The sequence below is a fragment of the Acidobacteriota bacterium genome (assembly GCA_016184105.1).
In the GTDB taxonomy this organism is placed as follows: domain Bacteria; phylum Acidobacteriota; class Vicinamibacteria; order Vicinamibacterales; family 2-12-FULL-66-21; genus JACPDI01.
This window is the reverse complement of the sequence record JACPDI010000045.1, coordinates 1-10,318: the sequence shown is the minus strand read 5'-3', so window position 1 is coordinate 10,318 and position 10,318 is coordinate 1. Positions and strand designations below refer to the sequence as shown.

The window sequence follows — 10,318 nt, the reverse complement described above, 5'->3', positions numbered from 1 at the left end:
GTGAACCTCAACGAGCTCGATCCGACGGAAGGCGGCGTCGGCTACGGCGGCACGCCGAACGCCGACGGGGTCGTCCAGCTCGACGCGTCGTGCATGCATGGGCCGAAGAAGCAGGCCGGCGGCGTGGCCGGACTCGAAGGCGTCCGCACGCCGTCGCTCGTCGCGAAGGCGGTGCTCGAGCTGACCGACCACCATCTGCTCGTCGGCAAGGGCGCGCAGGAGTTCGCCAGCAAGCTCGGCTTCACGATCGAAGACGATCTGAACACCGGGAACTCGCGGAGAAAGTGGCTCGAGTGGAAGCGCAGGACGGATCCGCTGCACTACCTGGACCCGGACAAACGCGAGGCTGCGGAACGGCGCATCCTGCTGGAGATGATCGCTGAAGGCCTTCTCGACGAGAACCACGTGTACGGCACGATCAACTGCGACGGCGTGAGCCCGAAAGGGGAGATCTGCGGCGTGACGACGACGAGCGGGCTCGCGTGGAAGATCCCCGGGCGGCTGGGGGACTCGCCGATCCTCGGGGCGGGGCTGTACCTGGATGGCGAGGTCGGCGCCGCCGGGTCCACCGGCCGGGGGGAGGCGAATCTCTACAACCTCAGCTCGTTCCTGATCGTGGAGAGCATGCGCCGTGGAATGCACCCGAAGGATGCCGGCATGGAGGCCGTCAAGCGGATCCGCGCGAACACGGTGGAGAAACGGCTGCTCAACGCGCGAGGGCTCCCGAACTTCAACGTGAATTTCTACATCGTCAATGCGAAGGGGGAGCACGCCGGCGTGGCGCTCTACGGCGGCGAGCGCGCGCGCTACGCGGTGTGCACGGAAAACGGCGCGCGGCTCGCGGCGATCGAAGGGCTGCTGGATGGGGGACCCGCGGACTGATCAATTGCCGATGCGCAGCGTCAGTCCCGTCGCCCCTTGCCGATCGCCCGCCTGACGTCCTCCACCGGCAGCGCCTCCACGGTGGCGCCGTTGCCGGTCATCGTCTCCGCCTTGAGCATCGAGTTGTAGACCGCTTCTTCGGTGGCTTCGAGGACGGCCTGGAACAGGCCGGAGATGGCGTCGGTCGGCAGCGTCGCGCGCGGGTGCGCGTCGGTGGCGCCGTGCCGCACCCGCGTTTCCGGCGACGTCGAGAACGCGATCGCGTAATCGCCGCTGCCGTTCGAGCACGACGAGCCGGTGCGCGCCAGCGCGAAGATCGCCCGCGTCGCCGGCCGTTCGAGGTCCCGCGCCGTCATCGGCGCATCGGTCGCGACGACGATCATGCACGAACCGCACGCCGTCGATCGTCAGGACGCCGCCGTAGTTGGACTGCACGAGCACGCCCACCGTGTGCGCCCCGGAGCGGCGCGACTAGGTGCCGATGCCCCCTTTCCAGCCGAACGCGATCGTCCCGGTGCCGGCGCCGACCGCGCCCTCCGGCACGGCGCCGCCGGCCGCCCCGGCGATGGCGTTGGCGACGTGCTCCCGCGTGACGCTGCGCGCGCGGATGTCGTTGAGGCGGCCGTCATTGGTTTCACCGACGAGCGCGTTCACCGACCTCACGTCCTCGTTGCCCGGCTGCGCCAGCGTCCACTCGACCACCGCGTCGAGCGCCGTGCCCACCGAGAGCGTGTTGGTCAGGACGATGGGCGTCTCGATCGTGCCAAGCTCGCGTACCTGCGTCGATCCGGCGAGCTTGCCGAAGGCAACCTTGTCCTGAAAGAGATTGCCGGCATGAGGGAGGACTGCGGTGACGCCGGTGCGGACCCGATCGCCGCTGACAATCGTGACATGGCCGACTTTCACGCCCGCGACGTCGGTAATGGCATTCAGCGGGCCCGGCTCGAGGATGCCCGGCGCGATGCCAAGCTCGCGCGCCCGCGGGCGTGGCTGCTGCCCGGTGGCGGCCGTGGCGGTGCAGGGGAACAAGACGAGCGCGGAACAGGCGCGGTGGGAAGTCATGTCGGCGATAATAAACCCTCGCCGTGCGTCCGTGTCCGGTGATTACTCGAAGTGCGCGTCGATGAACGCGAGCAGATCATCCGGCGAGGTGTACGCGTACTTCGAGCAGTGCGCGTCGCTGTTTCCGGTGATCATCCGCGAGACGCGGCCGGCGCGCGCCGCGTCGTAGAGCAGGTACACGCGCTGGCCCGTCTGCGGGGCGCGCGCCAGGACGTAGCCAACCTCGAAACCGACGCCGAAGCTCGATCCGGAGGCGTCGGCCACGAGCGCGTCGCAGGAGTCGAGCCACTGGATGTCGCGCTCGTACACGTCCCGCTCGGCCAGCGCCGCTTCCACGCTCTCCACGTCGTCGCGCAGCAGGTGCGACGTCAGCACGTCGTGGCCGCGGGACTGCAGGAGCGCACAGGCGTTTCTCAGCGCGATCACGGCGGCCCGATCGCCGCGAACCGTACATGCAAGGTAGATTTTCACGATGCCAACCGTTCGAATCCGCCGCCTGGATCCCTCGACAGCGCTGCCATCCTATCAAACGGCCGAGGCCGCGGGCGTCGACCTCGCCGCGAGCGCCGACGTGTCCGTGCCCCCCGGCGAGGTCCGCTTGATCCCGACAGGGCTCGTCATCGAGGTGCCGCACGGCTATTTCCTCGGCATCTTCGCGCGCAGCAGCACGCCGCTGAAACGCGGCCTCATGGTCGCCAACGGCGTGGGCGTGGTGGACCCTGACTACGCGGGTCCCGAGGACGAGATCAACGTGCAGGTGCTGAACTTCACCAGGGAGCAGATCGTGGTCCGCCGCGGCGATCGGATCGCGCAGGGGATCTTCATCCCGGCGCTGCACGTCGAGTGGATCGAGGGGGACACGCGTGCGGTCTCGCGCGGGGGATTCGGGTCGACGGGTGCGTAAGGGGGACAGTCACACTTTCCCACGCAGGGTGTCGGAAAGTGTGACTGTCCCCCTTATCTCCCCACCTCCCAGCCCGCCGAGACCGCCATCCGCCCATCGCGGAGCCCGCGGGCAAGATCCACACGGATGGCCGGCTGGCCCGGCGCGAGCCGCAGCCGCAGACCGACCCCGATGTCCACGTGCAGCGGCGAGGCCGGCCCGTCGCGGCGCCGCCAGGCGCGCGCCACATCGGTGAACGCCGCCACGCCCGCGGAGAACAGGCCGCGCCTCAGCGCCTCCCGCTGGACTTCGACGGTGCCCTGGGCGACCGTTCTCCCGAACACGGAACCGGCAATCCGGCCGTCGTCCACCAGCGGGTGAGCGCGGAGGAGCAGCGGCCTCGCCGTGCGGCTGTCGGCGCCCGGCCACCGATCGAGCGGCGCGTCGTCGGTCGTCATTGAGACGGCGGTCCGGCCGGCGATCCTTCCGGCTGTCGTCTTCAGGCGCCAGCGAAACGCGCCGGTGGCCGCGCCGAATGACGCGCCCCCTGGCGCGCCGGTCGCGGCGATCTCGACCGCCACCGCGTCGCTGAGCGGCCGGAACTCCAGCGCGCCGTCCACGAGCGCCTGCGTCCCGCGGTCGCGCCGCCGTGCGACTCCTGCACCGCTCTCGAGGCGCGTGCGCGCGCTCACCCAATTCGTCCACCCGAGACGCGCCTCGCGCGTCTCGGTCTGCGGCGCGTCCGCATAGCGCTCCCGCTGCCAGGACGACGAGAGGCTCCAGACACCGGACCAACCCGCCCCGCCTGGGAATGCAAACGCCACCGCCGCCCGGGGCCGCCCCTCCGCAAACCGCCACGACGCGGCCAGGCGGTCGCCATGGCTGGCGAGATTGCTGAGTGCCATGCCGACCTCCTGGTCGATTGGCAACCGCGCCGCCTCGAACAGCCACTGCGCTCGCGAGGGGTAGCGCTCGCGCTCGACGACGGCGCCTCGCACCTCGGCGAGGTTGCCGGGCAACGCGACGTACGTCACGCGCGAGACCTGTTGCGATGGCAGTTGCGCCAATCTCCGGTTGGCGCGCGCGAGCGCGCGCCGCGTCAACGCCTCCCCCGGCTCGACGCCAATCAGATTCTCGACGACGCGGTGCGGCGTGCGACCGAGCCCCTCGATCCTGATCAGATCGACCGTGGGGCTGCCGGCGCGATTCCACGCATCAAGGGCGGCCGGCAGATCGCCGAGCAGATACAGGCTCGCGCCCAGCAGGCGCCAGGCATCGGCGTCCTGCGGGTTTCGATCGGCAGCCGCGCGGGCCTGTCGAGCAGCCTCGCCGTACTGCCCGGCGCGGAAGTATCTGACGGCCGGCGCGGGCGGGACACCGGCCGTCTCCGGAGCCACGCGGTCAACGGGCGTCTCCGGCCGCGCCTCGATGGTCAGCATCCATCGATCGGCTTTCGCCCACGCGCGGTCGAACTCGGCATCGCGGCGCGCGACAAACGGCGCACGCGCCGGATCGTGGTAGACCACCGCGCCGTCGCTCCAGCCCACCAGCACGACATAGTGGTACGCGGCCGGTCGATCTGCGATGAGCGCGAGAACGGGCCGTCCCGCTGCAAGATGCGCGCGGGCCAGCGCGGGCGTGCCGCTCACGGCGGAGACCTCGCGCCCGCGCGCGCGCAGCGCCGTCTCGAGGTCCGCCGTGTGAATCCCGCCCGTACGGTTGTCGACGAGCGCCGCGAAGTCGCGTGCGTACACGCCGCGCGCCCCTCCCGCCCGCAGGAGCATCGCGGCGGCGGCCCCGCCGCACAGCCGTTCGTCCTGCGACACGAATGGAACGTCGAGAATCCGGAGGGCAGGAACCGGCGCACTGCCGCCAGGCTGTGCCGCCCCAGGCGCGGGCACGGCCAGCCACAACGCGATCGCCGCGGCAGCGCGTCGCATCAGGGCCGCGGCTAATCCGCGATCAGCACGAGCAGGATGATGATCAGCAGCGCGATGATGATGGTCGTCGTCGTGATGACGATGGTCGTCGCGCCTCCCGCGAGGCTCTGGTCGACCGCACGTGCCTGCTCGGCGACCTGGGCGAGCTCCGCTGCATCGAGCACGCCGACGGAGGACTGGATCCGCGCGACGTCCACTCCCATCCGCCCGGCGACCTCCTTCACCTCGCTGCGCTCGAGCACGCGGCGGATCGCTTCACGATCGGCCTCTGCCGCGGCCGCCCGGCCGGCGAGCGCGCGATCGATCGCCGCCTGCGTCTGAGTGGCGGCCACTTGTGCGCTGACCTGCGGCGCGGCGAGCCACAGCGCCAGCATCACGGCCAGGGTCCTGCGAACAATCAGCATACGGTCCTCCTCAACGGTTCAATAGCTTACACACGTGCTGCATTTTCTGTACCCCGGAAAGGTCCAGCTTGCAGGAAACACTGAACATTCAACAAGATCGGAGGGCCCGCGTCCGTGGAACAGGTCTCGACCGATACCTACCGTGCGATGTTCGAGCGCTCCCTCGATGCCATCCTGGTCGCGGATGACGGCGCACGGCTCATCGATGCCAACTCCGCCGCCGAACGGCTCACCGGGTACACGCGCGACGAACTGCTGCGCATGCGGGTCTTCGACCTGACATTCGCCGAGCTGCGCCACGACACCGACGCGATGTGGCGCGACTTCCTCGCGGCCGGCGTTCAGTCGGGGCCCTTCGATCTGCAGCGCAAAGACGGTACGAGGCGCCGGGTGCAGTACCGCGCGACGGCCAATGTCGCGCCGGGCGCCCACGTGTCCATGCTGCGGGATCTCACACGCGAGGAAGCCGAGTTCGGCGACCTCAAACTGTCCGAGCAGCTGCTGGACGCGGTCTTCGAGCACTCGCCGATCAGCCTTCAGATCTTTGGCGCCGACGGCCGCATCCTGCGCGCGAACCGGGCGTGGGAGAAATTGTGTGGCGTGGGCCGGTCCGCGCTGGCCGGCTATAACCTGTTCGACGATCCCCAGCTGCGCGCGCAGGGTTTCGCCGAGCAGGCGCGCGCGGCCGTCGCCGGCCGGACCGTCGTCGTGCCCGCCTTCCGGTACGACCCCGCGGAGAGCGAGCATCCCGGCCGCGCGAGGTGGCTCGCGGCCACGCTGGCGCCCGTCGCGATTCGCGAGGGCCAGGCACAGGAGATCGTGCTGGCGCTCGAGGACCTCACCGATCGGTGGCTTCCGCTCAGCGCCGACGCGTCCGATCGTGTGCGACGATCCTGAAGGCCAGCGACATCATCGACACGTCCGGAACCGACGAGGTGCAAGCGCCGAGCCACGAGGCGAAGTGGCAGCGCTCTGATGAGTCGGCCTATGATCGCACCGATGTCACAACGCGTCCCCGTCGTGATCGGCGTCGCCGGAGGTTCCGGCTCCGGCAAGACAACCGTCGTCCGGCACATCGTCGAAAGTCTGGGGGAGGAGCAGGTCGTCGTGCTCGAGCACGACCGTTACTACCGCGAGAGAAGCGACCTCCGGCTCGAAGAACGCGCGGCGCTGAATTACGACCATCCTGATTCGCTCGAAACGGACCTGATGGTGCGGCACGTCGCGGCGTTGAAGGCGGGACAGGCGGTCGACGTGCCGGCCTATGACTTCGCCCGCTACAACCGCAGGCAGACTACCGAAAGGGCAGTGCCCAAGCCGGCCATCATCATCGAGGGCATTCTCATTTTCGCGGACGCCGGTCTGCGTAAGATGATGGACGTGAAGGTGTTCGTGGATGCCGACGCGGACACGCGGCTGATCCGGCGACTCCAACGCGACACGACGGAGCGGGGGCGCACCGTGCAGTCGGTGATCGACCAGTACCTGTCCACGGTCAAGCCGATGCACCTGGAATTCGTGGAGCCGAGCAAGCGCTACGCGGACATCATCGTGCCGCAGGGGGGTCACAATGCGGTGGCGATCGATATGCTGCTGACGCTGATCAGGAGTATCAGCACGAGATGAGAATCTGAAGGTTGGGCGGATATGGATACTGTGGAAGCCACCCGCACGTACCTGGAGATGCGCAGCCTCACGCAGCTCCGGCCGGCGCGCACGCCGGGGCGCCGCGCGTCGGTCGAGCAGGTGATGCGCTGCCCGCCGGCGTTCTACCGGTTTCTGTACAACACGATCGGCGCCGACTACCACTGGACCGATCGCGCGTCGTGGTCCGACGCGGAGATTCGCGCGCATCTCGCCCAGCGCAACATCGAGCTGCGCGTCCTGTACGTTGACGGGGCGCCCGCGGGATTTTACGAGCTCCGGCGCGACGAAGAGGACGGAATCGAGATCGCGTACTTCGGCTTGCTCAAAGAGCACGTTGGGCACGGCCTGGGAGGCTATCTCCTGACCGAAGCGGTCACGCGCGCGTTCGCGCAGGCGCCGGCGCGCATCTGGCTGCACACGTGCACGCTCGATCACCCGGCCGCCCTGCACAACTACCTCGAGCGCGGGTTCCAGGTCGTCCGGCAGGAGCGTTATACGGCCCAGCTCCGGCAATAGGTTTGCCGCCGTGTGCCGATCCGCCCGCGTCCGGCGCCACTCGGTGTGGCATAATCCGCCGCCATGATGAAGACACTGAGCACGCTGAGCATCGCTCTGCTCCTCGCGTCGAGCGTCGCGCACGCGCAGGCGCCGGCACCTGCCGCCGCGCCCGGCCCTGGTGACGATCTCGTCAAGCAGGGACAGCAGAAAGTCCGGGAAGGACAGCACGAGGAGGCGCTGGCGCTCTACCGGAAGGCGCTGGAGGCTGCCCCGGAATCCTTCGCCGCCAACATGCAGGCTGGCGTGGTGCTCGATCTGCTGGGACAGTACGGCGACGCGCGCCGCCACTTCGAGAAGGCGATCGCGGTGGCCCCAACGCCGCAGAACCGCGTGGCGGCGAGCCGCGCGATGGCGATGTCGTACGCGTTCGAGCGGAATTGCGCCGGCGCGGCCACATACGAGGCGCCGCTCCACGAGCAGTACCTGAAGGCGGGCGATTTCTTCATGGCCGGCGAGATCGCCAACGAGCTGGCACGCGTGTGCCTGGAGTCGGGCGATCTCGAGGCAGCCGAGAAGTGGTATCGCACCGGCTACGACGTCGGCCCGCGCGAGCCGAACATCAAGCCGGAGCGGAAGGATCTCTGGGATTTCCGCTGGGAGCACGCGCAGGCGCGGCTGGCCGCGCGCCGGGGCAACGCCGCGGAGGCGAAGACGCACGTGGAGGCCGCCAGGGCGATACTCAACAAGGGCACGAACGCCGAGCAGGCGCAGTTCCTGCCGTATCTGGTCGGCTACGTCGCGTTCTATGGCGGCGATTATCGGGGGGCGGTCGCGGAGCTGCAGAAGGGGAATCTGAACGATCCGTTCATCCTGGCGCTGATTGCGCAGGCGTACGAAAAGCTGGGTGACCAGGCGAAGGCCACGGAGTTTTACAAGAAGGCGCTCGCCTCAAATGCGCACAACCCGACGGGCGCGTACGCGCGGCCGTTGGCGGCGAGCAAGCTGGGGGGGTGAATAAGGGGGACAGTCACACTTTCCGAGCCCAGGAAAGTGTGACTGTCCCCCTTATCCCGCACTACTCGACCTTGACGTTCTCAGCGCGCGGGCCCTTCGGGCCCTGGCCCACCGTGAAGCTGACGCGCTGTCCTTCGCGCAGCTCGTCGTAACGCACGCCCTGGCAGGCGGACTGGTGGAAGAAGTACTCGGTCCCGTCGCCCGCGGCAATGAAGCCGAAGCCTTTGTCCGTCAGCCGCTTGATCGTGCCTGTCGTGTTCGCCATGTCTCACTGTTCCTTTGCCGGACGCCGTGAAGAGCCCGTAACGAGTTAGGTCCCCTGGAGCCGAATCGCCCCAAACAATATATGTTAGCCGCAAGCGGCGGGCGTTTCCACGCAAATCCGCAATAGGGGTCTCCGGGGGTGGTAGCCTTCCGCATGACCGCCGAGCGGCTGTCGCGCCGTGCGTTCCTTGCCGGCTGCCTGGCCAGCCTCGCCGCGGCGCAGGCCGGCCTGCGCGCCGGGCAGCGCGATCGCGCCCCCGGCCGGGACCGCGACGAGCGGCTGGAACGCTTCCGCCTGCGGCAGGCCGGCGCCCACCTGCGCGCCCGCTTCCGCGACCTGCCCGGCCATGTCGTCTTCGAGTACTACCCCTGGTACGGCGTCGATCCGTGGCGCCACTGGGACGACGGGGGCCGGACCCCTCCGGCGCGGATCGCCTCGAACTACCTCCCGGCGCTGGGCGCGTACGACTCGCGGTCCGCCCGCGTCATCGAGCAGCACGCGCGCTGGATTGTCGAGTCGGGGGCCCGGGCCATCAATCTCAGCTGGTGGGGGCAGGGCAGCTTTGAGGACCGTGCCGTGCCCCTCGTCATGGACGTCATGAGGGATCACGACATCCGCGTGACGTTTCACCTCGAGCCGTACGCCGCCGACCGCGCGACCAGGCTCGCCGGCGACATCACGTATCTGCTCCGGCAGTACGGCGAACGGCGACGCTGGGACACGTTCCTCCTGCTCGAGCGCGCCGACGGCTCGGCCGCGCCCGTCATGAAGCTGTTCGGGTCAATCCTGCCGCCGACGTTCACCGACTGCCTGGGGGTGAGGCGGGCCGTGCCCGACCACGTGCCCGACGCGGTCTGGCGCGAGCAGACCACGCGGCTGCGCCGCGAGATCGGGTCGGAGTTCGAACAGTTCACCCTGCTCGCCGATTCGCTGGACGTCGCGCGCACCCGCGCCGGCGGCTTCGACGGCGGCACGTCGGGAGATCCGTACTTTCATCCCGACCGCTGGCCGGAGGTCGCGAGCTGGTTCAACGCCGAAGACCTGCTCATTGTCTTTGCGGTCAACGCCGGCTTCGACGCGCCGGGGCCCGTCGCCGCGCCGGGCGATCCCTGCTACGCGCCGCCGCGCGCCGATCCGCTGCCGGACGTGGACTGGAGCGCCGAAGAGTGGCGCGCGCTGGTGCAGCAGGCCAGCGCGCTGCGCATCGCCGACTCGTTCGAGCGCACCCTGTCCCTCCAGATCGATCGGCGATCGACCAACGAGCGCCGCGGATTCTTCCTCGTGTACGTGAACTCGTTCAACGAGTGGCACGAGGGCACGCAGTTCGAGCCGATGAAGCCGTACGCGCAGTTGGCGCCGGCCGAGCGCGCGACGTACCACAACGGCCCGGGCGGCCAGTACCGGCTCGAGACGCTCGGCGAGCTGATGGCGGAGATTCGATGACCGCGCCGTCGTCCGAGCCGATCCACGCCCGCACTGCGAGCGGGATGCTGCGCCAGCCTGCGCATGGCTTGCCGAGTCGGAGCTCACGCGGGATCGTGAGCACGCGTGAGCGAAGGCTGGTGCGGAAGAGAGGATTTGAACCTCCACTGCCTTGCGGCAACAAGCTCCTGAGGCTTGCGCGTCTGCCAGTTCCGCCACTTCCGCACGAAGGGCTGGTCGTCGCCTGGTGGAACCTCGGATTATAACGTAAACCACCGCCGCGCGCTATACTCGAAGGTCC

Annotated in this window: 11 protein-coding genes, 1 tRNA gene and 1 pseudogene; 7 read left to right on the top strand and 6 right to left on the bottom strand. The window is 69.2% G+C overall.

Annotated features, from left to right (window positions below; all coding sequences use genetic code 11):
• On the top strand, positions 1 to 882 hold an 882-nt coding region (locus tag HYU53_15905), incomplete at its 5' end, for an isoaspartyl peptidase/L-asparaginase (GenBank protein MBI2222677.1).
• 20 nt (positions 883 to 902) lie between these two features.
• Here HYU53_15905 and HYU53_15900 read toward each other — a convergent pair.
• Together HYU53_15900 and HYU53_15895 are read right to left on the bottom strand one after the other, a co-directional pair.
• A pseudogene (locus tag HYU53_15900) lies at positions 903 to 1,944 on the bottom strand (P1 family peptidase).
• A gap of 42 nt (positions 1,945 to 1,986) precedes the next feature.
• A complete protein-coding gene (locus tag HYU53_15895) occupies positions 1,987 to 2,415 on the bottom strand; it encodes a nucleoside 2-deoxyribosyltransferase (GenBank protein ID MBI2222676.1) in 429 nt (142 codons plus the stop codon).
• Position 2,416: 1 nt separating this feature from the next.
• On the opposite strand from HYU53_15895, the gene dut reads away from it, so the two are divergent.
• Positions 2,417 to 2,848 carry a dUTP diphosphatase gene (gene dut, locus HYU53_15890; protein MBI2222675.1) on the top strand — a complete coding sequence of 144 codons (432 nt, stop codon included), beginning with the start codon at positions 2,417 to 2,419 and terminating at the stop codon, positions 2,846 to 2,848.
• Positions 2,849 to 2,901: 53 nt separating this feature from the next.
• On the opposite strand, the gene HYU53_15885 is transcribed toward dut, so the two are convergent.
• Complete coding sequence (locus tag HYU53_15885; protein MBI2222674.1) at positions 2,902 to 4,767, bottom strand: C39 family peptidase; 1,866 nt, start codon at positions 4,765 to 4,767, stop codon at positions 2,902 to 2,904.
• An 11-nt stretch (positions 4,768 to 4,778) separates the two neighbouring features.
• A complete protein-coding gene (locus HYU53_15880; GenBank protein MBI2222673.1) occupies positions 4,779 to 5,171 on the bottom strand; it encodes a PA2779 family protein in 393 nt (130 codons plus the stop codon).
• A gap of 114 nt (positions 5,172 to 5,285) precedes the next feature.
• Here HYU53_15880 and HYU53_15875 point away from each other — a divergent pair, with 114 nt between their 5' ends.
• From HYU53_15875 to HYU53_15860, 4 genes are all read left to right on the top strand, one after another.
• Positions 5,286 to 6,068, top strand: a complete 783-nt coding sequence (locus HYU53_15875; protein MBI2222672.1) for a PAS domain S-box protein — start codon at positions 5,286 to 5,288, stop codon at positions 6,066 to 6,068.
• Between the two features lie 102 nt (positions 6,069 to 6,170).
• Positions 6,171 to 6,797: a uridine kinase gene (gene udk / locus HYU53_15870; protein MBI2222671.1), complete on the top strand. Its 627-nt coding sequence runs from the start codon at positions 6,171 to 6,173 to the stop codon at positions 6,795 to 6,797.
• Positions 6,798 to 6,818: 21 nt separating this feature from the next.
• The gene (locus HYU53_15865; protein ID MBI2222670.1) at positions 6,819 to 7,334 is read left to right on the top strand and encodes a GNAT family N-acetyltransferase; all 516 of its coding nucleotides are present in this window, start codon (positions 6,819 to 6,821) and stop codon (positions 7,332 to 7,334) included.
• A 63-nt stretch (positions 7,335 to 7,397) separates the two neighbouring features.
• Positions 7,398 to 8,330: a tetratricopeptide repeat protein gene (locus HYU53_15860; GenBank protein MBI2222669.1), complete on the top strand. Its 933-nt coding sequence runs from the start codon at positions 7,398 to 7,400 to the stop codon at positions 8,328 to 8,330.
• Between the two features lie 61 nt (positions 8,331 to 8,391).
• Here HYU53_15860 and HYU53_15855 read toward each other — a convergent pair whose 3' ends face one another.
• The gene (locus tag HYU53_15855; GenBank protein ID MBI2222668.1) at positions 8,392 to 8,595 is read right to left on the bottom strand and encodes a cold shock domain-containing protein; all 204 of its coding nucleotides are present in this window, start codon (positions 8,593 to 8,595) and stop codon (positions 8,392 to 8,394) included.
• Positions 8,596 to 8,733: 138 nt separating this feature from the next.
• On the opposite strand from HYU53_15855, the gene HYU53_15850 reads away from it, so the two are divergent.
• Entirely contained in the window at positions 8,734 to 10,038 is a 1,305-nt protein-coding gene (locus tag HYU53_15850; GenBank protein ID MBI2222667.1) for a hypothetical protein, read from the top strand.
• Between the two features lie 117 nt (positions 10,039 to 10,155).
• Here the strand turns inward: HYU53_15850 and HYU53_15845 are convergent.
• Positions 10,156 to 10,242, bottom strand: a tRNA-Leu gene (locus HYU53_15845).
• Positions 10,243 to 10,318: the final 76 nt, after the last annotated feature.